We start from the raw sequence: 23873 nt of genomic DNA on the forward strand, positions 1-23873 counted from the left end.
TTCAGACCGGAAACACCTTTAATTCAAGTGAACACAGGCGCTTGCAGCTACTGTTTTTAATCCAGCATCTTCCAGGGCAAGGCTTCGCCAAAGCGCAGGGGCTTGAGCTGCGCACCTTCGCCGTATTCAAAGCTCACGGGAGGTGTCCAGCTTTCCTTGACCAGGGTGATGGTGTCGGTGTTGCGGGGCAGGCCGTAGAAATCGGCGCCGTTGAAGGAGGCAAAGGCCTCCAGCTTGTCCAGGGCGCCAACGCCGTCAAACACCTCCGCATACATCTCGATGGCGGCGTGGGCGCTGTAGCAGCCGGCGCAGCCGGTCGCGGCTTCCTTCAGATGCGCGGCATGGGGAGCGCTGTCCGTGCCCAGGAAGAACTTGCTGCTGCCGCTGGTGGCGGCCTGCACCAGCGCCAGGCGATGGGTTTCTCGCTTCAGGACCGGCAGGCAGTAGAAGTGCGGTCGCACGCCACCCAGGAAGATGGCATTGCGGTTGAACAGCAAATGCTGGGGCGTGATGGTGGCCGCCAGGAAATCATCGGCTGCGGCCACGTACTCGGCGGCTTCCTTGGTCGTCACATGCTCCATGACGATCCTGAGCTCGGGGAAATCCTTGCGCAGAGGCTTGAGCTGCTGCTCGATGAACACGGCCTCGCGGTCGAACAGGTCGATGCTCTGATCGGTCACTTCACCGTGCACCAGCAGCACCAGGCCTTCGCGCTGCATGGCCTGCAGCGTCGGGTAGATCTTGCGCAGATCGGTCACGCCATGGTCGGAATTGGTCGTGGCACCTGCGGGGTACAGCTTGCAGGCCACCACGCCGGCCGCCTTGGCTCGCACGATTTCCTCGGGGCCCAGGTTGTCCGTCAGATACAGCGTCATCAGCGGCTGGAACCGGCTGCCTGCAGGCACGGCAGACAGAATGCGGGCGCGGTAGTCCGCTGCCATCTCCGCCGTGGTGACCGGGGGCTTGAGGTTGGGCATGATGATGGCACGGCCCATCTGGCGGGCCGTGTGCGGCACCACGCAGCGCATGGCATCGCCATCGCGCACATGCAAGTGCCAATCATCGGGGCGGGTAATCGTGATGGTCTGAGTCATGGCCGATATTGTCCCATCTTCCCTGGCGGCAAGGTCGCACCCGACCCGCAAGAGCAGTGCTCCCACGACGGTCACAGGCTGTTGTCTCTGGCATTTGGCGCAGAAATCCTCAAGAATGAAGCCAAGGAGGAGGTCTTATGTCTGTTCCTCAAGCTCTGGCCGGCACACCTTTGCGCACCGACTTTCTCAGCGCCAGCGACGCTGCCCGGCTGGTCGCGCGCATCGGCATCACCCAGGTGCTGCGCCTGGTCAGCGAAGCCCTGGAGGCCGACTTCGGCCGCTGGCAGGACTTCGACAAAAGCGCGCGTACGGCCGCCCATTCCGCCAGCGGCGTGATCGAGCTGATGCCTGTGGCCGATGCACGGGACTACGCCTTCAAATACGTCAACGGCCATCCGCAAAATCCGCGCCTGGGCCTGCCCACGGTGATGGCTTTCGGCGCGCTGGCCGATGTCGCCACCGGCATGCCGCGCTTTGTCAGCGAGCTGACGCTGACCACGGCCTTGCGCACCGCCGCCACATCGGCCATGGCCGCGCGCCATCTGGCGCGCGCCGGCAACCGCAGCATGGCGCTGATCGGCAACGGCTCGCAAAGCGAATTTCAGGCACTGGCCTTCATGGAACTGCTGGGCGTGCGCGAGCTGCGCCTGTTCGACATTGACCCGGCCGCCTCGCAAAAGCTGCTGCGCAACCTGCAGCCGTTCCTGCCCGGCTTTGGCGCCACGGCCATCGTCTGCACCGGCGTGCGCGATGCCGTGGCCGGCACGGATATCGTGACCACCGCCACCGCCGACAAGACCCGCGCCACCATCATCCCCGGCCATCTGCTGGAGCCCGGCATGCATATCAATGCCGTGGGCGGCGACTGCCCCGGCAAGACGGAGTTCGATGCCAGCGCCCTGCAGCGTGCACAGGTCTTTGTCGAATACGAGCCGCAGACGCGCATCGAAGGCGAGCTGCAACAGATGCCGGCCGACTTTGCCGTGACCGAGCTGTGGCGCGTGCTGCAGAAGCTGGCGCCGGGCCGGACATCGGACGCCCAGATCACCCTGTTCGACTCCGTGGGCTTCGCACTGGAGGACTACTCGGCGCTGCGCACCATGCACCGCCTGGCAGGCGAGGCGGGCCTGCTGTCGCAGATCGAGCTGGTGCCGGAGCTCGCCGACCCCAAGGATCTGTTTGCCATGGTGAGACAGGCATCGAGTCCCCAGTTCACCCATCTTGCGGCCCGTAAGACGGCCTGAAGCGGAGCGGCTTATGACACACACCTCATGCACACTGATAGGTCTTCCCACCGATGTCGGCGCTTCGCGCCTTGGCGCCGCCATGGGGCCCGACGCCCTGCGCGTGGCCCAGCTCGGTCCGGCGCTTGAACGACTGGGCGTACAGGTCAGCGATCTGGGCAACCTGGCCGGCCCCGGCAATCCGCGTGGCGCGCGCGATGCCCAGGGCCTGCGCAATCTGGCCGAATGCCTGAGCTGGAACCAGATCGCCCATGACGCGGTACTGCAGGTGCTGCAGCAAAACCGGCTGCCCATGCTGCTGGGCGGCGACCACACGCTGGCCACGGGCTCCATCAGCGCCGTGGCCCGCCATTGCCGCGCCACGGGCAAGCAGCTGCGCGTGCTCTGGCTGGATGCCCATTCGGACTGCAACACCCCCGACAGTTCGCCCACGGGCAATCTGCACGGCATGCCGGTGTCAAGCCTGTGCGGACTGGGGCCGGCTCAGCTGGCTGCGCTGTCCGGGGCAACTCCCGCCCTGCCCGCCTCATCGTTCTGCCAGATCGGGCTGCGCAGCGTGGACGAGAGCGAGAAGCACATGATCCGCGAGCTGGGGCTGGAGGTCTACGACATGCGCGCCATCGACGAGCTGGGCATGCGTGAAGTCATGCGCCGCGCGCTGGCCACCTTGCTGGGGCGCAACGACAGCGACGTCCATCTGCATCTGAGTTTCGACGTGGACTTTCTCGACCCCGACATCGCGCCCGGCACCGGCACGCCGGTACGCGGCGGCCCCACCTACCGCGAGGCCCAGCTGTGCATGGAAATGATTGCCGACACCGGCCGCCTTGCATCGCTGGACATCGTGGAGCTGAATCCGGCACTGGACCTGCGCAACCAGACGGCGGAGCTGGTGGTGGATCTGGTGCAAAGCCTGTTTGGCCAGAGCACGCTGATGCGCGAGCCTCGCGGCGTGCTGCAATGCTGAGCGACTCAGTCTGAGGCTGGCGCGAGGCCATGAAAAAAGGCGCTCCTGCGAGCGCCTTTTTTGCGGCTTGCCTGCGGCATCAATGCTGCAGGATCTTGTTGAGGAATTCCTTGGTACGCGGCTGGCGGTTTTCGGGATGGCCGAAGAACTCTTCCTTGCTGCAGTCTTCCAGAATCTTGCCGCCCACGTCCATGAAGATCACACGGCTGGCCACCTTGCGTGCAAAACCCATTTCGTGGGTCACGCACATCATGGTCATGCCTTCGTTGGCCAGGCCCATCATCACGTCCAGCACTTCGCCCACCATTTCCGGATCCAGCGCCGAAGTGGGTTCGTCGAACAGCATCACGATGGGGTCCATGGACAGCGCGCGCGCAATGGCCACGCGCTGCTGCTGGCCGCCGGAGAGCTGACCGGGGAACTTGTCCTTGTGAGCGGTCAGGCCCACGCGGTCCAGCATCTTGAGGCCACGGGTCTTGGCATCGGCCGCGCTGCGGCCCAGCACCTTCATCTGCGCGATGGTCAGGTTCTCCGTCACCGACAGATGGGGGAACAGCTCAAAGTGCTGGAACACCATGCCCACGCGGCTGCGCAGCTTGGGCAGATCGGTCTTGGGGTCGTGCACGGCCGTGCCGTCCACAAAGATCTCGCCCTTCTGGAAGGGCTCCAGCGCATTGATGGTCTTGATCAGCGTGGACTTGCCAGAGCCCGAAGGGCCGCACACCACCACCACCTCGCCCTTGTTGATATTGGTGGAGCAATCGGACAGCACCTGAAAGCTGCCGTACCACTTGGAAACGTTCTTGAGTTCAATCATTTTTCACTCCGACTTTTGTCAGTGATCCATCGCAGCGCCTGCAACGGGCTCGGTCAGGCCAGGGACGGCCAGCAAGGGCCGCCCCGCAGCCGAGGCCGTCGTCCCCCTTGAGGGGGAGGGCGCGAAGCGACTCAGGGGGTGTTTCATCGAATAATGGCGATCTTCTTGTGCAGACGCTTGACGAACCAAGACAGTGCAAAGCAGATCACAAAATAGGTCACGGCAGCCGCCAGATAGGACTCGATGGGTCGGCCAAAGTTCTTGCCGGCAATTTCGAAGCCCTTGAGCATGTCGTAGGCACCGATCGCATAGACCAGCGAAGTATCCTGGAACAGGATGATGGTCTGGGTCAGCAGCACGGGCAGCATGTTGCGGAAGGCCTGAGGCAGCACCACCAGACGCATGTTCTGACCATAGGTCATGCCCAGCGCCTGGCCCGCAAACACCTGTCCACGTGGAATGGACTGGATGCCGGCACGCATGATTTCAGAGAAATATGCGGCTTCGAAAGCCACGAAGGTGATGATGGCCGAAGTCTCCGCGCCGATGGGCTTGCCGATCAGCATGGGCATCAGCAGGAAGAACCACAGGATCACCATCACCAGCGGGATGGAGCGCATGCCGTTGACATAGATGGTGGCTGGCAGCTCCAGCCACTTCTTGCCCGAAAGGCGCATCAGCGCCAGCAAGGTGCCGAAGAAGATGCCGCCCAGCGTGGCGACCACCGTCAGGAACACGCTGAAATACAGCCCCTTCAGCACAAAGTTGCTGAACAGTTCCAACGAGAAAAACGACCAGTCGAGGTTGAGATTCATATCAGTGGCCTCCACCGCTGGCTGCAATCAGGCCGGGAACGCGGGAACGCTTCTCGATGAAGGCCATGATGCGGTTGATGATGAAGGCAGAAATCACATACAGACCGGTGACAGCCAGATAGATCTCGACGCCGCGCGCCGTTTCTTCCTGTGCCTGCATGGCGAACATGGTCAGCTCGGCCACTGACACGGCAAATGCCACGGACGAGTTCTTGAACACGTTCATGGCCTCGCTGGTCAGCGGCGGGATGATGATGCGAAACGCCATCGGCAGCAGCACATAGCGGTAGGTCTGGAAGGTCGTGAAACCCACGGCCATACCGGCGTAGCGCTGGCCTCGCGGCAGGGCCTGAATACCGGATCGCACCTGCTCGGCAATACGCGCCGAGGTGAAGAAACCGATGGCAAACACCACCAGCACAAAGCCCGGCAGGGACTTCATGGCCGGCACCATGGCGGGAATCACGTGATACCAGATGAACACCTGGACCAGCAAGGGAATATTGCGGAACAACTCCACCCAGGCATTGCCCAGGCGCACGATCCACGGACGGTCGGGCAAGGTACGCAAGGTACCGATGACTGCGCCCAGCACCAGGGCAATGACCAGCGACAGCAAGGCCACCGCCACGGTCCAGCCCCAGGCCGACATCATCCAGTCCAGATAGGTGATGTCACCGTTCTTGCCAAAACAACTCTGCCCGACCTCTTGGGTAATGGTGTCCTCACAGAACACCTGCCAATCCCAACTCATACGAGCACCTCTTTCATTCTCGGTTTATGAGGGCAAACGCTCACACCGGCCCTCGCAACAAAAAAGCCCCTTCTAACCGCTTGGCAGAAGGGGCGGTACACCTATTGGGCGGGATTACTTGACTTCGTAAGCTTCCATGGGCTTGTCGTTGGGGTGAGCCCACGCATCCTTGGTGGCAGCCGACAGCGGCAGGCCCACCTTCACGTTGTTGGGAGGAATGGGCTGCAGGAACCACTTGTCGTACAGCTTGGTCAGGGAGCCATCCTTGATCTGACGCACGATGGATTCGTCCACGGCCTTCTTGAAGGCGGGATCGTCCTTGCGCATCATGCAGGCGATGGGTTCCACCGACAGCACTTCACCCACGATCTTGTAATCGTTGGGGGCCTTGGACTTGGAGATGTTGGCGGCCAGGATGGAGCCGTCCATGATGAAGGCGTCGGCACGGCCGGTTTCCAGCATCAGGAAGCTGTCGGCGTGGTCCTTGCCCATGACTTCCTTGAAGGTCAGGCCGTCGGCGCGCTTGTTCTTGCGCAGGGTCTGCACGGAAGTCGTGCCCGTCGTGGTCACGATGGTCTTGCCGTTCAGGTCCTTGATGCCGGTGATGCCCGAGTTGGCACGGGTGGCGATACGCACTTCTTCCACATAGGTGGTGAAGGCGAAGGCTGCGTCCTTCTGACGAGCCGTGTTGTTGGTGGTGGAGCCGCACTCGATGTCCACGGTGCCGTTCTGCACCAGAGGAATACGGTTTTGCGAGGTCACGGGCTGGTACTTCACTTCCAGCGCTGTCAGGCCCAGTTGCTTCTGGATGTCCTTGAGGATGCGCTCACCCATTTCGGTATGGAAGCCCACATATTTGCCATTGCCCAGCGTATAGCCCAGGCCGGACGACTCACGTACGCCCAGAGTGACGCTGCCGGTGGACTTGATCTTGGCCAGGGTGTCATTGGCCTGTGCAAACACGGTGCCAGTTGCCAGTGCGGTTACGGCGATGGCCAACAAATGCTTCTTCATACGGATCTCCTATTGGTAAGGACCAAAAACGCTTGCCACTCCTTAACGCATCGCCCTTTGTGAGGGTGGACAGGTTGCGTTAACAAATGTACTGCACACATTGTGCAGTCATGAAGATGGCTGAATTGCAATCATTTCTAAGACTTTTCCCGTAGGGAATTCAGGAAGGCAACCACCTACTCACCGCCTCAATCTTGTGTTGCAAAGCAGCACCTCTTTTTGTGCAAGCTGCGAACTCTAATGCTTTCGTGATTTCACAAGCTAATGCCGATGGCAAAAATCCTTATGCGCAACTTGCATATTCAGTATTTACCCGATGCATAACATTAGGGTTTTCACCAGTAAAACACCCAAAATCACTCAAACCTGGTCACACAAGCAAGAAAAGGGCCAATTGGCCCTTTTGGAAGAAAAGCAACACTCGGTCGGGTTACACAGCCTTGACCTCGCCACCCGCAATCTCGCCCTGCTCCTTGAGGAAGTTCCAGAGCGCGGCAGCTCCTCCCTGGGGCGCATCGCCCGTGGGTTTTTCCCGATAGGCCCGCACCTCCATGTCCATCTGGAAACCGGTCACGCCCTCGGGCACGGCGCGCACCAGACGGCCGGACTCCAGCTCGCCACGCACCGCGCTATAGGGCAAAAAGGCCACGCCATGACCTTCAAGTGCCATGGCCTTGAGACCTTCGGCCATGTCGGTTTCATAGACACGCTCGAGGTGCACGGCCTCGGACGCTTCCTTGAGGATCAGCTCCGTCACGCGGCCCAGATAGGCGCCGGCGGCATAGCCCAGATAGGGCAGCGGCTGGCCCTGGCGGCCGGGCAGGGCAAAGATAGGGTTGCCGTTCTCGTCGGGCTTGGAGTAGGGAGCCAGCACCTCATGCCCAAGGCTCACCATTTCATAGCGCGAGGGGTCGAGCTGGAAAGGCTGGGAAGAGTGGTAGTAGGCGATCAGCAGATCGCAGCCGCCTTCCACGAGGCGCATCACCGCATCGTGAACATTGAGGGCGAACAGACGGCTGCGGAAAGGGCCGAACTTCTCATGCACGGCCGACACCCAGTTCGGGAAGAACGTGAACGCCAGCGTATGTGGCACGGCAAAGCCCACCATGCCCTTGCCCGCACTGACGTGGGCACGCAGCATGGTCCGGGTGCTCTGCAGGGACTGCAGAATCTCCAGCGCCTGCTCGTACATGGTCTTGCCTGCTGGCGTCAGTCGCGTCGGGTACGAGCTTCTGTCGACCAGATCCGTGCCCGCCCAGGCCTCCAGTGCCTGGATGCGGCGCGAGAACGCAGGCTGCGTCACGTGACGCAACTGGGCCGAGCGGCTGAAACTGCGGGTTTCAGCAAGGCTGACAAAATCTTCAAGCCATTTGGTTTCCATAGACTCTCATTATCCGCTGCCCTGCACCAAAGCTGTGCAACGGAGGTAATCCTTGTTGGATGCTAAACGGGACACAGCACGGACTCGGCGCCAAGCCCGCCCTGCTCATCAGACCCTAGGGTAATGCCTGCTGCACGACGTAAGCCATGCGACATAGATACCTTGATAATATTTGCTCACATCTATCCGGTGTGTCTACTCGCTCCAAGCCATCCCGGTGCACAACGCCGTGAAGGTCAAGGAACAACATAAGGACTTACGCAGACAAGAATGCAACAACGGCCTGCCTCCTGAGGCAATCGTCTTGCCTGAACCCGTTTTGCGTAAGTCGTGAACATAAGGGCATTTTCATCGAGTGCGCGCGGATCACGCCATTCAGGCGAGCTGCCCTGACCCCTGTGTGTTTTTCTGACTTTCCGCGTTCATGTCCTCCACTCCTCCCGAGACCGATGGTGGCGCCGATACCGGCGCGCGCCCGGACGAGCCTCGCTCACTGCGCATTGAAGACTGGCTGACCGTGATCATCATGGCCGCTCTGGCCCTGATCACCTTTGCCAATGTGCTGGTGCGCTATTTCACCAACTCCTCCTTTGCCTGGACCGAGGAAATCTCGGTCTTTCTGATGATCTTGCTGGCCCTGGTCGCAGGCTCTGCCGCCGTGGCGCGCAATCAGCATATCCGCATCGAGTTTTTCTCGGACAGCGGCTCCGTCCAGCGCCGCAAGGCTCTGGCCCGTTTCGGCTCGCTGATGGTGGCGCTGCTGTTTGCCATCATTGCCGTGCTCAGCGTGCGCGTGGTCTGGGACGACTTCCGCTTCGAGGAAACCTCGCCCGGCATCGGCGTGCCGCAGTGGTGGTATTCGATCTGGCTGCCCGTGGTCTCGGCCCTGATCACGCTGCGCGCCGTCGGCCTGTTCATCCGCCAGGGCAAGCCCGGCGCCTTCCCTGACGAGCCCGTGGAAAAAGACCACAGCAAGGAGATCGCATGATCGCCACCTTGCTGTTCGTGGCCTTTCTGGGCCTGATGTTCATCGGCGTGCCCATAGGCACGGCCCTCGGTCTGGCCGGTGCGGCCGCGATTGCCCTGGCCAATGCCGATACGCAGTGGTTCGGCCTGCTGGCCGTGCCGCAGAATTTCTATGCCGGGCTGGGCAAGTATCCGCTGCTGGCGATTCCCATGTTCGTGCTCGTGGGCTCCATCTTCGATCGCTCGGGCGTTGCCCTGCGGCTGGTGAACTTTGCCGTGGCCATCGTGGGCCGCGGCCCCGGCATGCTGCCGCTGGTGGCGATCGCCGTGGCCATGTTCCTGGGCGGCATCTCCGGCTCCGGACCGGCCAATGCGGCGGCCGTGGGCGGCGTGATGATTGCCGCCATGAGCCGCGCCGGCTATCCCAAGAGCTTCTCGGCCAGCGTGGTCGGAGCGGCCGCAGCGACGGACATTCTGATTCCGCCTTCGGTGGCTTTCATCATCTACTCGGTGCTGGTGCCCGGTGCTTCGGTGCCGGCCCTGTTCGCGGCCGGCATGATTCCCGGCGTGCTGGCGGGTATCGCGCTCATCATTCCCGCCGTGTGGATGTCGCGCAAGCACAAGATGGGCGCGCTCGAAGCCTCCATGCCCCGCCCGCTGTTCTGGAAGAGCCTGCGCGAGGCTTCCTGGGGCCTGGCAGCTCCGGTGCTGATCCTGGGCGGCATGCGCATGGGCTGGTTCACCCCCACCGAGGCCGCCGTGGTTGCCGTGTTCTACGGGCTGTTCGTCGGCATGGTGATTCACCGCACTATCGGCGTGCGCGACCTCTTCCCGATTCTGCGCGAAGCGGGCGAGCTGTCGGCCGTGATCCTGCTGGTGGTGTCGCTGGCCGGCATTTTTGCCTTCTCGCTGTCCACACTGGGCGTGATCGATCCGGTGGCCAATGCCATCGTGAATTCCGGTCTCGGCGAATACGGCGTGCTGGGTCTGCTGATCCTGCTGCTGATCACCGTGGGCATGTTCCTGGACGGAATCTCGATCTTCCTGATCTTTGTACCACTGCTGCTGCCCATCATGAATCACTACCAGTGGGACCCCGTCTGGTTTGGCGTGATCCTCACGCTCAAGGTGGCACTGGGCCAGTTCACGCCGCCGCTGGCCGTGAACCTGATGGTCAGCTGCCGCATCGCGGGCGTGCGCATGGAGTCCACCGTGCGCTGGGTAGGCTGGATGCTGCTGTCCATGTTCGTCGTGATGATTCTGGTCATTGCCTTCCCGCAGCTCGCTCTGTGGCTGCCCGCAAAGATGGGCTATTGATTCCAGCAGTTGCGGCACTGGAGGCCGCAACTGCTCATTCCTGCTTTCCAGTTCTTTCGTTTCTAAAAGGGAGACAAACCATATGAAACTTCGTACCTTCCTCGCATCCGCCGTGGCCACTGCCGCCGCTCTGGCCTTTGCATCGCCCATGGCCATGGCACAGGCCAAGTACAAGAGCGAATACCGCATGTCCCTGGTGCTGGGCACGGCCTTCCCCTGGGGCAAGGGCGGCGAGCTGTGGGCCGACAAGGTGCGCGAGCGCACCCAGGGCCGCATCAACATCAAGCTCTACCCCGGCACCTCGCTGGTGCAGGGCGACCAGACGCGTGAGTTCTCCGCGCTGCGCCAGGGCGTGATCGACATGGCCGTGGGCTCGACCATCAACTGGTCGCCCCAGGTCAAGTCGCTGAACCTGTTCTCCATGCCCTTCCTCTTCCCCAACTTCAAGGCCGTGGATGCCGTGACCCAGGGCGAAGTGGGCCAGGAAATCTTCAAGACCCTGGAAAAAGGCGGCGTGGTGCCTCTGGCCTGGGGTGAGAACGGCTACCGCGAAATATCCAACTCCAAGCACGCCATCAAGACGCCTGCCGACCTCAAGGGCATGAAGATCCGCGTCGTGGGCTCGCCCCTGTTCCTGGACACCTTCACGGCCCTGGGCGCCAACCCCACGCAGATGAGCTGGGCCGATGCCCAGCCGGCCATGGCCAGCGGCGCCGTGGACGGCCAGGAGAACCCCATCGGCGTGTACATGGCGGCCAAGCTGCAGTCCGTGGGCCAGAAGCATCTGACCATGTGGGGCTATATGAACGACCCGCTGATCTTCGTCGTCAACAAGGACGTCTGGGCCAGCTGGACGCCTGCCGACCAGGCCATCGTCAAACAGGCCGCGCTGGATGCCGCCAAGGAAGAAATCGCCATTGCACGCAAGGGCCTGGTCGAGGCCGACAAGCCCTTGCTCAAGGACCTGGCCGGCCTGGGCGTGACCGTGACCACGCCTAACGCCGCCGAGCGCGAAGCCTTTGTCAAGGCCACCCGCCCCGTCTACGACAAGTGGAAGAGCCAGATCGGCGCACCGCTGGTCGACAAGGCCGAAAAAGCCATTGCCGCCAGCCAGAAATAAGCTCCCCCTGAGCCGCTACGCCTAGGCGGCCCCGCGGCTTCCCCCTCTCTCTTCGGGAGGGGGACGACACCCTCGCTGCGGGGCGGCCCTTGCTTGGTGTCACTGGTTTGGTCCGCGCCAGCTTCATGACGCCGCAGATAGTAAAAATCCCCGCCAGAGCAATCTGCGCGGGGATTTCTTATTGCTATGAATATCAAAGCTATAAGCGCTTGATATAAGTGAATTTCAAAGTAAAATCATATTGAAATACAACAATATCAAGCGCAATAAGCTTTCAATTCAATAGCACTCAGATGGGCGAGACCAAGGGCTTGCCATCCAGATGGCAGCGCATATTGGCGATGAAGCGGTCTACCGAGTTCTGCACCGCCTCGGGCGACCAGCCGCCCACATGGGGCGTCAGCACCACGGCGTCGAGATCGATCAGTTCCTGCGGCGGCAGCGGCTCGCTTTCGTAGACATCCAGTCCGGCACCGGCCAGACGGCCTGCGCGCACGGCTTCGGCCAGCGCTGCGGTATCGACCACCGAGCCGCGCGCGATATTCACCAGCACGCCTTTTTCGCCCAGTGCGTCGAGCACCTCGGCATTGATCAGATGGCGCGTGCCCGCGCCGCCCGGCGTGGCCACCAGCAGCACATCGGCCCAGGTGGCCAGCGCCAGCAGATCGTCGAAGTACTGGTGCTCGACTCCCTCGCGCGGCTTGCGGTTGTGATAGCCGACGGGCATGTCGAAGGCAGCTGCGCGCCTGGCGATCTTGGCGCCGATCTGGCCCAGTCCCACGATGCCCAGGCGCTTGCCCGAGACATTGGCCGGCAGCGGCAGGGCCGAGCGCCAGATGCCGGCACGCGTGGCCTTGTCCAGCTTGACGATGCCGCGCACCGCGGCGATCAGCAGACCCATGGCGTGGTCGGCCACGCAGTCGTCGTTCGTCCCCACGCCGTTGCCGACGGCAATCCCGTGCGCCTTGGCATGGGCCACGTCGATGTTCTCGTAGCCCGCACCCATGGCGCAGACCAGCGACAGCCCGGGCATGCGCTGCATCTGCGCGGCAGACAGGCCCGTCGCGCCAATCGTGCACACGCATTGCACGCGCGTTCCGTGGGCGGCGATTGCGGCCTCGGCCTGATCGGCCTCGGGCGCATAGATCACATCAAAGTCGGCAAAGGTCTGCTCCATCTGCTGCAGATGGGCGGGGACCTGGAGGTTCAGAACTAGCAGGGCAGGCTTCATGGCGGGAACGCGGCGCTCTGGCTTCACACAGCGCTTTCATGGAAAGTGCCCATTTTGAGCATGCTGCGCCAGCCATGCCTGCGCATGGTCAAAGCCCGCCCCCATCCCTGCATCACAGATCCAGCACCAGGCGGCCCGACCTGGCGCGCGAGCAGCAGGGCAGGAACTGGTCGTTGGCCGCCTGCTCGTCTTCGGTCAGATACATATCGCGGTGATCGGGCTCGCCCGAGATGACGCGCGTCAGGCAGGTGCCGCAGACGCCCTGCTCGCACGAGGTCTGCACGCAGACGCCGATGGACTCCAGCGCCTGCACCACGGTCTGCGCCGGCGTGACGCGCACCACCTGGCCACTGCTGGCGACCTCCACCTCGAAGCTCTCGTCGTCGTCGCGGTGCTCCACTTCGGCGGCAAAGAACTCGTAGTGCAGTTGCTCGGCAGGCCAGCCCGCCGCTCGCGCCGTGTCGAGCACGGCGTCCATGAAGCCCTTGGGTCCGCACACATACAGATGCTGACCCTGCTCTCTTTGCTGCAGCAATTCGCTCAAACCCAGCGACGACTTTCCATTCACGTCATCCACATGGATCTGCGCCTTGTCAGCCCATTGCGCAGTCTCGATGGTCTGGGCAAACGCCATGCGCTCGCGCGAGCGGCCACAGTAGTGCAAGGCGAACTCCGCACCGTCATGCGCCAGCTTGCGCGCCATGGCCAGAATCGGCGTGATGCCAATGCCGCCTGCCAGCAGCAAATGCTTGCGGGCCGGTGCATGCAGCTCGAAATGGTTGCGCGGGTGGCTGATGGTGATCTGCTGGCCGGCCTGCAGCTGCTCATGCACAGCTGCCGAGCCACCGCGCGAGGCGGGCTCGCGCAGCACGGCAATCACATAGCGATCCAGCTCGGCGGGATCGTTGCTCAGCGAATACTGGCGCACCAGCCCACCAGGCAGGTGCACATCGATGTGCGAGCCGGCGCTGAACGGCGCCAGTCTGGCGCCTTCCAGAGCCCGCAATTCCAGGCTGCAGATACCGGCTGCCTGCTCCTGCTTGTGCGCAATGCGCACCTCGAACGTGGTTTCAGTCTTCATCTCGGGTACTTCTCTTTTGCTTGTGCGTCGCTAGGCCACCGCCTGCGAGGCTTGCGCGCCGGCCTGGCGCAACCGCTCAATCACGCGCCGCGCACGGTTGGGCCCCACATCCACGTGGATATCCACCACGGCACGTGGACCAAACCGCTGCTGGTTGCGGAACTGGGCTTCGATGACCACCTTGTCTTCCTCGAAGGTGGCAGCCGTCTGATCGATCACCAGCTGTGTCGTGTCCTGCATCTGCGGATGCGGATTGGTCGCAATCGTCCAAAAGTAATGCGCGCTGGTCTCCGTCTCCGGCGTCACGCCGTGAAAGCCGCGCATATGGAATCCTTCGCGCGCCGGGTTGTCCAGTCTGTCCTGGCCCGCATCCATGGCACCGGTCCAGATGCGCACATGCGAGGGATGAAACTCCACTTCCTGCCAGCGGTCGATGCGGCCCTGAAAAGGCCAGGCCTGTGCATAAGTGGGTGGTGGGTCCGAATCCGGCATCCAGCGCACCACCTTCACGCTGTCCCCGTCCTGGCTGACCTTGAGATCCGCGTTCATATGCACGCGGGCGTTGCCGCCGATGGTCTTGAGGTGCACATAGCCCAGATGGCTCAGGTCCAGCAGGTTGTCGTGAATCAGCTGATACGGAGCGTCGTAGTGGTACACGCCACCGCCAAAACGATATTGCGGGTCGCTGTGCACGGCATAGGCCGGCGGCTCCGTGCCAGGCACGGAATCCGGTGTCGCGCCCATCCAGATCCAGAGAATCTGGTCGCGCTCGCGCAGCTCGAAGGACTTCACGCAGGCCTTGGTCGGAATCCGTTCCTGGCCCGGTATTTCGAGGCACTGCCCCTCATGGCTGAAGAGCAGGCCATGGTAGCCGCAGCGCAGACCCGCAGCTTCCACCGTGCCGCAGGACAGCGGCAGCTCGCGGTGGCAGCAGCGATCCTCAAGCGCCGCGACCCGGCCATCTTCCGTGCGGAACAGGACCACCGGCTGACCCAGCAAGGTACGCGCCACCGGCAGGTCCTTCAGTTCCCAGGCAAAGCCCGCGACGTACCATTGGTCCAGCGGAAAGGCAGGCGCGGCTGCGCTCATGGTGTGAGAAATCTGGTTCATCGAAGTCTCCCTGGTCAATGAGCGGCCACTGTTTCGGACGTGGCGCGCCTGTGCGCGACCTGCGGGCCGGCAATGCGGTGCATGGACACGATGACGGCAGCCAGGACAAACGCCATGCCATAACCCAGGTACAGCTGATCGGGCGACCAGGCCGCATCCAGCAGGCCGCCAGCCACCAGCGGCGACACAATCGCCCCGATGCGACCGATGCCGATGCCCCAGCCCACGCCGGTGGCGCGCACATCGCTGCCGTAGACCACCGGCGCAATCGCATAGAGGCCGGCCACGCAGGCATTCACGAACACGCCGATCAGGAAGGCCAGCGTATACGACATCCACAGCGCACCGGAGCTGCCCACCAGAAAGCACAGCAGCACTGCCGTCACCAGCATGAAGACCGCCAGCGCACGGTGAATCGCAAAGCGCGCCGCCAGCAGACCCAGCAAGGTCGCGCCCAGAATGCCGCCAAGGCTCAGCAGCACGCCCGTGGTCACGCCCTGCTCGGGCGTCAGGCCCGAGGCCGCCAGCAGCTTGGGAGTCCAGCTCATCACGAAATAGAAGCCGAACATCACCGAGAAGAAGGACAGCCAGACCAGCACCGTGGGGCGCAGCAGCTTGGGAGACAGCAGCTGCAAAGGCCCCATGCGCTTGCTTTCACCGCTGCCTGCCACCACGGCCTGAGGCAGGGAGCCCAGTGCGGGCAGGCCCATCTTGCGGATCAGTGCATTGAGACGCTGCAGCGCATTGGCGGGCCGCTTGACCAGCAGAAAGTCCATTGACTCCGGCAAGGCAAACCAGGCCAGAACCAGTACCGCCAGCGTGGAAAAGCCGCCAAACATGAAGACGGAGCGCCAGCCATGGTGCGCGAGCAGCCAGACCGCGATACTGCCGCCGATGGTCGCGCCCAGCGCATAGCCGGTCGATTGCAGCGTGACCGCCAGACTGCGCCAGCGCAGCGAGGCATATTCGCTGGCAATCACGTTGCTGCACGCCAGAATGCCGCCCACGCCCAGGCCCGTGATCACGCGCAGCACCGCAAGCTGCGCCGGCGTCTGGCTCCAGGCCGAAGCCAGCATGCCCAGCCCGGACACGGCCAGGCACAGCAGGATCAGGGGACGGCGCCCCAGCTTGTCGGCCATGGGCGCCAGCAGCAGCGAACCTGCGGCCATGCCGAAGAGGCCGGCACTGAGCAAAAAGCCCAGCTCCGAGCCGCTGAGCTTCCAGTGCCCGGACACCGCCGAAGCCGTGAAGGCCATCACCAGCACGTCAAAGCCATCAATCATGTTCAGGGCCATGCATACCGCGATGACCGACCATTGGAAGGTCGTCATGGGCCGCTGGTCCAGATGCGCGCGCAAATCCTGTTCCATCGTTGTCTCCTTGTTTTTTATCATTCATTCAGCATACTGAATCACATTCAGTTTACTGAATGAACTCTTGATCCAGCACAAGTGAATTCCCTAGTCGTGCCGGTTCACCGGCGGCGCTGGCCGGCTTGATCGTGGTGAAGCCGCCGAGCCAGAACGGGCTGCTAGCCGTTGATCACGGCTTGCTCGCCGGCTTCAGTGCTGTCGTGCAACTGCACGAACTTGCGCAGCAGACGCTTGAACTCCGCCTGCTCCTCGGGCTCCAGCGCGGAAAGCATGCGCTGCTGCAGCTCGTAGACATTGGGCACAAACGCGGCCAGCATGGCTTCGCCCTCGGTGGTCAGACTCAAACGGCGCTGACGCCTTGGCAGCAGCTCGCGATGAATCCAGCCCTTGCTTTCCAGACGCGCAGCGATATCGGCCGTGGTCGAGTTGTCCAGCGCGACAAGACGCGCCAGCGTCACCTGGTCGATGCCCGGAGACTCTTGCAGCATGCGCAGGATGGCGTATTGAACCGGCGTCACATCGGGGCCCAGCACTTCTCGAAACAGCAGCGCAGCAATCTGCTGGGCGCGTCGAATCAGATGACCTGGCTGGTCGTAGAGATCCAGGGAAAGCGGGTTGGGTGTGGTGGGCGATTCCATGCAGCAGCGTAGCAAGGGCAGCGCTGACTATGGACAGCGCTGACTCCGATTCGGGGAGCTGCAAGATTACTCCATCTAAAGACATGATCTGCCCCTGCCTGCCGCCGCTCAAGCCAGCGCCGCAACGCCCGACTCGTTTTTTTCCTCGTCGATCAGGCGCTCGATGATCTTGCGCGACTGCACGCCGCCAGCATCGATATTGAGCTTGAGCAGCTGACGCTGCGGATAGTCCTCGAGATTGCGCTGCTGCAGCTCCAGCATCTCCAGGTCTTCGCTGAAGATCTTGTGCTGGCCCTGCTTGATGGCTGCCGTCACCGATGCATCGCCGGGGTTGAACTTGCGCGCCATGCCCCAGAAGTACCACATGCTGCCATCGGTCTCGGGCGTGATGAAGTCCACCACCATGCTGTAGACCTTGTGCTCGTCCGCGGCGTCATAACCGCCCTTGCCGGCATGTGCCACACCCACCTCGATCAGCACATGGCTGGGAGGGGTGAAGCGGCAGACCTGCCAGCGGTCCACAGGCACGTCATCGGCCAGACCATTGCTGCGCAGAGCCATCTTCCAGAACGGAGGCGCCTCGATGTTCTCCATGAAGCGGCTGGTGACCACTTCGCTGTCGCCTATGACTTCAGTCTTGCAGGGCGTCTCGTCGATCTCGGCCTGACCGATGCTGCTGGCATGCACATAGGTCTCATGGGTCAGGTCCATGAGGTTGTCGATCATCAGGCGATAGTCGGCCTTGATGTGGAACAGGCCGCCGTCATAGGCCCACTCGGGGCTGTCATGCCATTGGAGATCCGGGATCAGCGCTGCATCGGCCGCATCCTTGTCGCCCGGCCATACCCAGACAAAGCCGTAACGCTCTTCCACCGGATAGCTCTTGATGGCAGGAAAGCCGCGCACGCGCTGGCCGGGCATGGCAACCGTCCTGCCGTCGCAGCCCATCTCCAGCCCGTGATAGCCACAGACCAGCTTGCCTTCACAGACGCGGCCCAGTGATAGCGGTGCACCACGATGCGGACAGAAGTCTTCGACGGCGGCCATCTTGCCTTCCAGGGCGCGGTAGAAAACCATGCGCTCGCCACAGATCTGGCGCCCCAGCGGCTTGTCCGTGACCTCGGCTGCGGTGGCCGCCACATACCATGTGTTGCGGGGATAAATGGCTTGTTCCTGATGGTTCATCGTGGATGTCTCCTTGTATCTATTGGTCGGGGGTTCTGATCCGGGCGCAGCCTGCGGCGCGGCAGCCCGGCCCTCAGCGGCTGGCGCGAATCAGTTGCGCACCGGGTACGCGTGTGGTCTCGGGCGAGCGCATGGCTTCGCGCAGATTGCGCCGCGCAATGCGCGAGTGCTCTTTCATCAGCGCCTCGGCACGCGCCCCTTCGCGGTGCTCGATAGCGTCAATCACTTCACGGTGCTGCTCCTGGGCCAGGATCAGGCTGCGAAGCGCGCGCGGAGACTCGGAGTCGGCCACCACAAAGCCCGAGGGGGAGGCAAAGGGCAGACGCTTGACCCGCTCCAGCTCGCGCTGCATGAAGCTGCTGCCCGACATCTCCAGCAGGATGTCGTGAAATTCGGAGTTCAAGGCCACATAGGCGGAAAACGCTTCGTCGCCCCAGTTCTGGGCATCCAGCACACGGTCGATGGCATCGAGACAGCGCGTGGCCCGCACCAGCAGGGCTTCATCCACCCCGCGCTCGGCTGCCATGCGCGCCGCCAGACCTTCCAGCGTGCCGCGCAGCTCGATGGCGTCCGACACATCGGCTTCGGACAGCACGCGCACCTTGTAGCCGCGCCCGCCAGCCGTGGCTTCCAGCATGCCCTCCTGCTCCAGCCGCATCAGCGCTGCACGTATGGGAGTACGGGAGATACCCAGACGCTCGGCCAGCACCAGCTCGGAGATGCGCTCGCCGGCTGCCATCTCGCCGGCAAGAATCATTTCGCGCAGCTGCAGCTGCGCCTTCACGACCTGGGAATGGTTTTCTTCCGCTGCAGCAGCGGTGGCAATGGAGGGTGGCATGTCTCGCGGGGCAATTAGTTCTTGGTAGACGGAAGAAATGTATACATAAAAATCAAAAAATCAGCGATTAAATAGCAAATACAAGGGTAAGCACCTATCAACATGTATACATATCAGCAAAGAAGTCAAAAAGAAAGCCACCCGAAGGTGGCTTATCAAACGTCTGGCGAAAGGTGACCGCAGTCAGGCGGGAATCTCCGATGACTCCGCCTGGTTGAGCTGCATATTCCACATGCTGGAGTAACGTCCTCCGGCGGCCAGCAGCTCCTCGTGCGTGCCGCGCTCGATGATGCGGCCGCTGTCCATGACCAGGATTTCATGCGCTTCGACCACGGTGGACAGGCGGTGGGCAATGACCAGAGAGGTCTTGCCCTGCGCCGCGCTGCGCAGCTCGTTCTGGATGGCACGCTCGTTGGCGCTGTCCAGTGCCGAAGTCGCCTCGTCGAAGATCAGAATCGGCGGATTCTTGAGCAGGGTGCGCGCGATGGCCACACGCTGCTTTTCACCGCCCGAGAGCTTGAGGCCGCGCTCGCCCACTCGCGTGGCATAGCCCTGGGGCGTGCGCTCGATGAAGTCATGGATGCGTGCGGCCTTGGCCGCTGCAACCACCTGCTCCTGCGTGGCGCCCGGTTGCCCATAGGCAATGTTGTAGGCCACCGTGTCGTTGAACAGCACCGTGTCCTGCGGAACGATGCCCACGCAGTGCCGCACGCTGCTCTGGGTCACCGTGCGGATGTCCTGCCCGGCAATGCGCACATGACCGCCCTGCACGTCATAGAAGCGAAACAGCAGACGCGCCAGCGTGCTCTTGCCCGAACCCGAGGGCCCGACCACGGCCACGGTCTTGCCTGCAGGAATGGTGAAGCTCACATCGTGCAGGATGGGGCGCGCGCTATCGTAGGCGAACTGCACATTCTCGAATCGCACTTCGGGCGGAGGATTGTCGATCTGCAAGGGCTGGGCGCCTGGCGCATCGGACACTTCGCGCTCCTTGTCCATAAGCGTGAACATGCGGTTCAGGTCGGTCAGGCTCTGCTTGATCTCGCGGTAGATGACGCCCAGGAAATTCAGCGGGATGTACAGCTGAATCATGAAGGCGTTGATCATGACCAGATCGCCCAGCGTCAGCCTGCCGTCGACCACGCCCTGCGTGGCCCGCCACAGAATGGCCACTAGCGCAGCACCTATGATGAGCTGCTGGCCGCAGTTGAGCATGGACAGCGTGGTCTGGCTCTTGAGCCGCACGCGGCGCAGGTTTTCGAGGTTCTCGTCATAGCGTGCGGACTCGAACTGCTCGTTGTTGAAGTACTTGACGGTCTCGTAATTCAGCAACGAGTCAATGGCCTTGGTATGGGCCGCCGACTCCTGGGCATTGGCCTCTTTTCTGAAGCGGGTGCGCCATTCCGTCACGGTAACCGTGAAGCCGATATAGAACACCAGCGCCGCCAGCGTGATAACGGCAAACCAGATGTCGAAACGCACGGCCAGAATGCCCAGCACCAGGGCCATCTCAATCAGCGTGGGCAGTATGGAGTAGAGCGAATACGAGATCAGCGACTCGGTGCTGCGCACGCCGCGCTCGATGTCGCGCGTCATGCCACCGGTCTGACGCTCCAGATGAAAACGCAGGCTCAGGGCATGCAGATGCTCGAAGGTCGACAGCGCGATCGAGCGCGATGCCCCCTGCGTGGCCTTGGAAAAGACCAGATCCCGCAACTCGGTGAACATGGTGGAGGAAAAGCGCAGCAATCCATAGGCCGCCAGCAGACCCACGGGGACCACCAGCACGGCCTGCGCCTGCCCGGGCTTGATATCCAGCGCATCGACCAGATGCTTGAGCAAGATGGGCACGCCCACGTTGGCCAGCTTGGCGCAGATCATGAACACCAGCGCTGCCAGCGCATGCCATTTGTAGCGCCAGATATAGGGAAAGAGGCGACGCAGTGTGGCGCCGTCTGACTGGTTTGCCGCTACTGCGGCTTCTTCAGGGGTTGCAGGTAACTGTGAACGCATTGTGGGGCTGTGTCGCCCTGCTGGCAGTCGGAGCCGCGGTAGAGGGCGTCTATTTCTATGACGGGAATCTGGGTACCTGCTAATTCTGCCTGTCCCGTCACTTTCGCGCTCACCCAGACCAGGGTGAAGGGCTGCAGCAACTGTCTGTCATACGGGCCAGCACCGCAGGCCTTGAAGAAGCTGGCCTCGCGCGGCCATGACAGAAACCCCTGCTCATTGAAACCGGCATGCAGCAGAACCATGCCATCGCGCTGCTCGCTGACGGCCTTAAGAACATGTTGACGATCTCTACGCAGCCGCGTTGGAGCGCAATCGGGATGAGTTCGAAGCGATGGCTCGCCGCTTGCACCGAGGTGCAAGCAAGAGACAGTGTGCAGAAATCGCCCGATTTCGCTCCAACCCTGCGGGAAAGCGGCTTTGCGCACGCCCGGTCAGGGGCAGTCTGCAAGGCCTGCCGCGGAGACAGCTTGCTGAACGCCCCCCAGTGCCGCTGCACCGGTCAAGGGCTCCGGATGGCAAGATGGCTGCATGGCCTGTACCAGCGGCTTGATCGGCGTTGTGGAGACACGTCGCCGCTTCCCGACATTGGGGCTTTTACCGGATGGCTGCTGCAGGCCGTCAGCATGACACTCAGGCATCCACAGATCCACCACAAACACCGTCCCATAGTTACCCCCTACTTACTTGCCCGAACCGTCGCTAGTGGCTTTCTCCCGTTGACATGGTAGAAACCCGATGTTGAGGGACAATTACACCTTTACATTCGTGTCACAGATTTCCATGCCCCCCCGTTCGCCCGACCTTCCCAGCGTTGCCCTGCCCGCCGACAAGGAACTGGTTCTCAAAGTCGTGCCCATGCCTGCCGATGTCAATGCCAATGGCGACATCTTCGGTGGCTGGGTCATGGCGCAGGTGGACCTGGCAGGCTCGGTGCTGCCGCAGCGCATCAGCCACACCCGCATGGTGACCGTGGCCGTCAACGAATTCATCTTCAAGCAACCCGTGCGCGTGGGCGACATTCTGTCCTTTTACGCTGGCGTGCAGCATGTAGGCCGCACCTCGGTCGCTGTGGATGTGGAGGTCTTTGCCGAGCGTTTTTCCGACCAGGGCAAATATGTGAAGGTGACCGAAGCCCGTCTGACCTATGTGGCCATTGATGCCACCGGCAAGCCCCAGTCTCTGCCGGATACCGAGCAGACGCGCGCCTGGCGCGAAAAAATCCAGGCTCAGGCGGCCGCCAAGAGCTGATCCACGCCATCGCGCATGAAAAAAGCGACCTCTGAAGGTCGCTTTTTTCATGGGCTGTGCGCAGAGATTCAGGCGACTGCAGCGCTACCCGAGGTTTCACTGCTGCTGGCTGCAGCCGTCGCCGTGCTGGCGGCACTGCTCTTGCTCCAGGCCGAAGCGGAGGTGCTGCCGGCACTGCTGTTGCTGGAGCTGGTTCCTGCCTCGATCTGCCCTGTCAGCTCCCCGCCCTCTTCGATCACCACCTTGCCATAGCGGATCTTGCCGCTGACCTTGCCAGAGCCATAGATCACCAGCTTTTCACGGACGGTGAGCGAGCCGTCGAACTTGCCATGGATTTCTGCGATATCGATCTCGGCCGTGCCATGAAAAGCACCCTGCTCGGCGATCTTGATGACGCGGGAATTCATGGTCGCCTCGACCGTTCCTTCCACCACCAGGGTGTCGCAGTCCGTGATCTCCACGCCCTTGAGCTTGATGTTGGGGCCCACGGTCAGCTTGCTGCCACCGCTTTCCTCTGCCACAGGCGCAGCGGGGGCCGCGGAGGCGCGCATGGAGCTGGAAGGCGCCGTGCCAAGGCCTGCACTGCTCAAAGAGCTGGCACCCGATGTCGCAGCGCTATTCGCTGTCGAAAGCCCGGTGACGGAATTGCGTGGAGGAAAGCTATCGTTTTCACGTTTGCCGAAGAACGGGTTTTGCACAGCCATGGCAGGAATCTCCTAGTCAGAAAACGCCATCCTATGCAGCATAAGCAGCAACATTTGCCCTTATCTCGCAATAACGGTAAGCAAAGCTTTCACAAGTTTCAGTTACTTGCATGCATTGCCTGATCTCACACAATGAAAGATCTGGCTGCATCCGGGCAAGCGTTCACTTGCCTTGTTTTTACGCATTTCGATCTCTACCCCATATTTCGCAGGCGCCAGACGCACTCTTTTCTGAACAGCGTCAAGAGACGATATAGGCGGCCGTGCCGGTAGACAGCAACTCGCCGTCCACGGACATAAACTCCATCTGGGTATTCGCCACCCGTGAGCCCAGGCGCAGCACTCTGGCGGTGAGCAGAAACTCCTTGCCGATTCCAGGGCGCATATAGTCCACACGCAGATCGATCGTTCCCAGCCGGGAAAACCGATGCAGTCTTTGCGCCGGCGTATCGTCCATATGCTTGGCCGCAATGGCCGCCATCACAGCCAATCCGCCCATGGAATCCAGGCCGGCGCTGATCACGCCGCCATGAATGCGCTGGTAGGCCGAATGTCCGATCAGATCAGGACGCATGGCGATATGCCCCTGCACCAGCGTCGGCGTGATCTCGCCGATCTTCAGACCGATCGTCTGATTGAAGGCCACGCGCGTTTCAAAGATCTCGCGCAAGCCGGAGATGAACTCAGGCTCGAACTGAATGGACTCGGCAGCCTCCTGCGCTGAGTTGCGGGATGGTACGGACCTGGATGTCATAGGCAACCCTGAAAAATTGGTCAAAGAAAAATCGCCCGACAAGGGGCGATTTTCAGAACGGCACAGGTGCAGGACGGCAAAGCTGGCCTGGATTCGGCAACTGCCGGAATCCGGGTGGCGTTTTTGGCGAAACCGCCACCCATCGCTGCGCTCATCTTGCTGCCGCAATGTCTGACTTCAGCATTGGCTGAAGTCAGGGTGGCGTTTTT

24 protein-coding genes are annotated in these 23873 nt (G+C 62.1%); 6 read left to right on the forward strand and 18 right to left on the reverse strand.

Annotated features, from left to right (window positions below; translation table 11 throughout):
- Nucleotides 1–56: 56 nt before the first annotated feature.
- On the reverse strand, nucleotides 57–1103 hold the full coding sequence (gene pyrC, locus FSY59_RS19590) for a dihydroorotase (protein ID WP_187427926.1): 1047 nt from the start codon (nucleotides 1101–1103) through the stop codon (nucleotides 57–59).
- A gap of 128 nt (nucleotides 1104–1231) precedes the next feature.
- On the opposite strand from pyrC, the gene FSY59_RS19595 reads away from it, so the two are divergent.
- Nucleotides 1232–2338, forward strand: a complete 1107-nt coding sequence (locus FSY59_RS19595) for an ornithine cyclodeaminase (protein WP_148729110.1) — start codon at nucleotides 1232–1234, stop codon at nucleotides 2336–2338.
- 13 nt (nucleotides 2339–2351) lie between these two features.
- Entirely contained in the window at nucleotides 2352–3305 is a 954-nt protein-coding gene (rocF, locus tag FSY59_RS19600; protein WP_003051121.1) for an arginase, read from the forward strand.
- 79 nt (nucleotides 3306–3384) lie between these two features.
- Here the strand turns inward: rocF and FSY59_RS19605 are convergent, their stop codons facing one another.
- From FSY59_RS19605 to FSY59_RS19625, 5 genes are all read right to left on the reverse strand, one after another.
- Entirely contained in the window at nucleotides 3385–4122 is a 738-nt protein-coding gene (locus FSY59_RS19605; RefSeq protein ID WP_003051120.1) for an amino acid ABC transporter ATP-binding protein, read from the reverse strand.
- 143 nt (nucleotides 4123–4265) lie between these two features.
- Nucleotides 4266–4937, reverse strand: coding sequence for an amino acid ABC transporter permease (locus FSY59_RS19610; RefSeq protein WP_003051118.1), 672 nt, complete (start codon nucleotides 4935–4937; stop codon nucleotides 4266–4268).
- A 1-nt stretch (nucleotide 4938) separates the two neighbouring features.
- Nucleotides 4939–5691 (reverse strand): amino acid ABC transporter permease, encoded by a 753-nt coding sequence (locus FSY59_RS19615; protein WP_003051116.1) that lies wholly within the window; start codon nucleotides 5689–5691, stop codon nucleotides 4939–4941.
- Between the two features lie 114 nt (nucleotides 5692–5805).
- Nucleotides 5806–6705, reverse strand: coding sequence for a transporter substrate-binding domain-containing protein (locus FSY59_RS19620; RefSeq protein ID WP_003051113.1), 900 nt, complete (start codon nucleotides 6703–6705; stop codon nucleotides 5806–5808).
- Between the two features lie 430 nt (nucleotides 6706–7135).
- On the reverse strand, nucleotides 7136–8086 hold the full coding sequence (locus tag FSY59_RS19625; protein ID WP_003051111.1) for a LysR substrate-binding domain-containing protein: 951 nt from the start codon (nucleotides 8084–8086) through the stop codon (nucleotides 7136–7138).
- 424 nt (nucleotides 8087–8510) lie between these two features.
- Here FSY59_RS19625 and FSY59_RS19630 point away from each other — a divergent pair, with 424 nt between their 5' ends.
- The 3 genes from FSY59_RS19630 (at nucleotide 8511) to FSY59_RS19640 (ending at nucleotide 11489) form a co-directional block, all read left to right on the forward strand.
- The gene (locus FSY59_RS19630; RefSeq protein ID WP_003051108.1) at nucleotides 8511–9074 is read left to right on the forward strand and encodes a TRAP transporter small permease; all 564 of its coding nucleotides are present in this window, start codon (nucleotides 8511–8513) and stop codon (nucleotides 9072–9074) included.
- On the forward strand, nucleotides 9071–10369 hold the full coding sequence (locus FSY59_RS19635) for a TRAP transporter large permease (protein WP_148729111.1): 1299 nt from the start codon (nucleotides 9071–9073) through the stop codon (nucleotides 10367–10369). The genes FSY59_RS19630 and FSY59_RS19635 overlap by 4 nt, the downstream gene beginning before the upstream one ends.
- An 82-nt stretch (nucleotides 10370–10451) precedes the next feature.
- A complete protein-coding gene (locus FSY59_RS19640) occupies nucleotides 10452–11489 on the forward strand; it encodes a DctP family TRAP transporter solute-binding subunit (protein ID WP_043008642.1) in 1038 nt (345 codons plus the stop codon).
- Nucleotides 11490–11778: 289 nt separating this feature from the next.
- On the opposite strand, the gene FSY59_RS19645 is transcribed toward FSY59_RS19640, so the two are convergent.
- The 9 genes from FSY59_RS19645 to FSY59_RS19685 form a co-directional block, all read right to left on the reverse strand.
- Nucleotides 11779–12720, reverse strand: a complete 942-nt coding sequence (locus FSY59_RS19645; protein WP_029158371.1) for a 2-hydroxyacid dehydrogenase — start codon at nucleotides 12718–12720, stop codon at nucleotides 11779–11781.
- Between the two features lie 112 nt (nucleotides 12721–12832).
- Entirely contained in the window at nucleotides 12833–13801 is a 969-nt protein-coding gene (locus tag FSY59_RS19650; protein WP_148729112.1) for a PDR/VanB family oxidoreductase, read from the reverse strand.
- 30 nt (nucleotides 13802–13831) lie between these two features.
- Nucleotides 13832–14911 carry a Rieske 2Fe-2S domain-containing protein gene (locus FSY59_RS19655; protein ID WP_003051098.1) on the reverse strand — a complete coding sequence of 360 codons (1080 nt, stop codon included), beginning with the start codon at nucleotides 14909–14911 and terminating at the stop codon, nucleotides 13832–13834.
- A gap of 14 nt (nucleotides 14912–14925) precedes the next feature.
- The gene (locus tag FSY59_RS19660) at nucleotides 14926–16281 is read right to left on the reverse strand and encodes an MFS transporter (RefSeq protein ID WP_148729113.1); all 1356 of its coding nucleotides are present in this window, start codon (nucleotides 16279–16281) and stop codon (nucleotides 14926–14928) included.
- A 161-nt stretch (nucleotides 16282–16442) separates the two neighbouring features.
- Nucleotides 16443–16922: a MarR family winged helix-turn-helix transcriptional regulator gene (locus FSY59_RS19665; protein WP_003051093.1), complete on the reverse strand. Its 480-nt coding sequence runs from the start codon at nucleotides 16920–16922 to the stop codon at nucleotides 16443–16445.
- A 108-nt stretch (nucleotides 16923–17030) separates the two neighbouring features.
- The gene (locus FSY59_RS19670) at nucleotides 17031–18107 is read right to left on the reverse strand and encodes an aromatic ring-hydroxylating dioxygenase subunit alpha (protein WP_003051091.1); all 1077 of its coding nucleotides are present in this window, start codon (nucleotides 18105–18107) and stop codon (nucleotides 17031–17033) included.
- A gap of 73 nt (nucleotides 18108–18180) precedes the next feature.
- Nucleotides 18181–18945, reverse strand: coding sequence for a GntR family transcriptional regulator (locus FSY59_RS19675; protein ID WP_003051088.1), 765 nt, complete (start codon nucleotides 18943–18945; stop codon nucleotides 18181–18183).
- Between the two features lie 183 nt (nucleotides 18946–19128).
- Nucleotides 19129–20958, reverse strand: a complete 1830-nt coding sequence (locus FSY59_RS19680) for an ABC transporter ATP-binding protein/permease (RefSeq protein ID WP_050873935.1) — start codon at nucleotides 20956–20958, stop codon at nucleotides 19129–19131.
- On the reverse strand, nucleotides 20916–21200 hold the full coding sequence (locus FSY59_RS19685) for a hypothetical protein (protein ID WP_003051085.1): 285 nt from the start codon (nucleotides 21198–21200) through the stop codon (nucleotides 20916–20918). The genes FSY59_RS19680 and FSY59_RS19685 overlap by 43 nt, the downstream gene beginning before the upstream one ends.
- A 538-nt stretch (nucleotides 21201–21738) precedes the next feature.
- Here FSY59_RS19685 and FSY59_RS19690 point away from each other — a divergent pair.
- Nucleotides 21739–22206 carry an acyl-CoA thioesterase gene (locus tag FSY59_RS19690; RefSeq protein ID WP_029158370.1) on the forward strand — a complete coding sequence of 156 codons (468 nt, stop codon included), beginning with the start codon at nucleotides 21739–21741 and terminating at the stop codon, nucleotides 22204–22206.
- 68 nt (nucleotides 22207–22274) lie between these two features.
- On the opposite strand, the gene FSY59_RS19695 is transcribed toward FSY59_RS19690, so the two are convergent.
- The 3 genes from FSY59_RS19695 to FSY59_RS27565 form a co-directional block, all read right to left on the reverse strand.
- The gene (locus FSY59_RS19695) at nucleotides 22275–22910 is read right to left on the reverse strand and encodes a polymer-forming cytoskeletal protein (protein WP_003051076.1); all 636 of its coding nucleotides are present in this window, start codon (nucleotides 22908–22910) and stop codon (nucleotides 22275–22277) included.
- A gap of 241 nt (nucleotides 22911–23151) precedes the next feature.
- A complete protein-coding gene (locus FSY59_RS19700) occupies nucleotides 23152–23664 on the reverse strand; it encodes a thioesterase family protein (RefSeq protein WP_148729114.1) in 513 nt (170 codons plus the stop codon).
- A gap of 20 nt (nucleotides 23665–23684) precedes the next feature.
- The coding region (locus FSY59_RS27565; protein ID WP_222864300.1) for a hypothetical protein at nucleotides 23685–23873 on the reverse strand (189 nt) is incomplete at its 5' end.

This window comes from Comamonas sp. Z3, assembly GCF_008121565.1.
Lineage (GTDB): Bacteria > Pseudomonadota > Gammaproteobacteria > Burkholderiales > Burkholderiaceae_C > Comamonas > Comamonas brasiliensis.

Coding starts and splice junctions, on each gene's coding strand:
- FSY59_RS19690 (WP_029158370.1), top strand. CDS start 21,739: ATGCCCCCCCGTTCGCCCGACCTTCCCAGCGTTGCCCTGCCCGCCGAC.
- FSY59_RS19635 (WP_148729111.1), top strand. CDS start 9,071: ATGATCGCCACCTTGCTGTTCGTGGCCTTTCTGGGCCTGATGTTCATC.
- FSY59_RS19645 (WP_029158371.1), bottom strand. CDS start 12,720: ATGAAGCCTGCCCTGCTAGTTCTGAACCTCCAGGTCCCCGCCCATCTG.
- FSY59_RS19670 (WP_003051091.1), bottom strand. CDS start 18,107: ATGAACCATCAGGAACAAGCCATTTATCCCCGCAACACATGGTATGTG.
- FSY59_RS19640 (WP_043008642.1), top strand. CDS start 10,452: ATGAAACTTCGTACCTTCCTCGCATCCGCCGTGGCCACTGCCGCCGCT.
- FSY59_RS19620 (WP_003051113.1), bottom strand. CDS start 6,705: ATGAAGAAGCATTTGTTGGCCATCGCCGTAACCGCACTGGCAACTGGC.
- rocF (WP_003051121.1), top strand. CDS start 2,352: ATGACACACACCTCATGCACACTGATAGGTCTTCCCACCGATGTCGGC.
- FSY59_RS19665 (WP_003051093.1), bottom strand. CDS start 16,922: ATGGAATCGCCCACCACACCCAACCCGCTTTCCCTGGATCTCTACGAC.
- FSY59_RS19675 (WP_003051088.1), bottom strand. CDS start 18,945: ATGCCACCCTCCATTGCCACCGCTGCTGCAGCGGAAGAAAACCATTCC.
- FSY59_RS19655 (WP_003051098.1), bottom strand. CDS start 14,911: ATGAACCAGATTTCTCACACCATGAGCGCAGCCGCGCCTGCCTTTCCG.
- FSY59_RS19615 (WP_003051116.1), bottom strand. CDS start 5,691: ATGAGTTGGGATTGGCAGGTGTTCTGTGAGGACACCATTACCCAAGAG.
- FSY59_RS19685 (WP_003051085.1), bottom strand. CDS start 21,200: ATGGTTCTGCTGCATGCCGGTTTCAATGAGCAGGGGTTTCTGTCATGG.
- FSY59_RS19610 (WP_003051118.1), bottom strand. CDS start 4,937: ATGAATCTCAACCTCGACTGGTCGTTTTTCTCGTTGGAACTGTTCAGC.
- FSY59_RS19700 (WP_148729114.1), bottom strand. CDS start 23,664: ATGACATCCAGGTCCGTACCATCCCGCAACTCAGCGCAGGAGGCTGCC.
- FSY59_RS19625 (WP_003051111.1), bottom strand. CDS start 8,086: ATGGAAACCAAATGGCTTGAAGATTTTGTCAGCCTTGCTGAAACCCGC.
- FSY59_RS19605 (WP_003051120.1), bottom strand. CDS start 4,122: ATGATTGAACTCAAGAACGTTTCCAAGTGGTACGGCAGCTTTCAGGTG.
- FSY59_RS19680 (WP_050873935.1), bottom strand. CDS start 20,958: ATGCGTTCACAGTTACCTGCAACCCCTGAAGAAGCCGCAGTAGCGGCA.
- FSY59_RS19660 (WP_148729113.1), bottom strand. CDS start 16,281: ATGGAACAGGATTTGCGCGCGCATCTGGACCAGCGGCCCATGACGACC.
- FSY59_RS19650 (WP_148729112.1), bottom strand. CDS start 13,801: ATGAAGACTGAAACCACGTTCGAGGTGCGCATTGCGCACAAGCAGGAG.
- FSY59_RS19595 (WP_148729110.1), top strand. CDS start 1,232: ATGTCTGTTCCTCAAGCTCTGGCCGGCACACCTTTGCGCACCGACTTT.
- FSY59_RS19695 (WP_003051076.1), bottom strand. CDS start 22,910: ATGGCTGTGCAAAACCCGTTCTTCGGCAAACGTGAAAACGATAGCTTT.
- FSY59_RS19630 (WP_003051108.1), top strand. CDS start 8,511: ATGTCCTCCACTCCTCCCGAGACCGATGGTGGCGCCGATACCGGCGCG.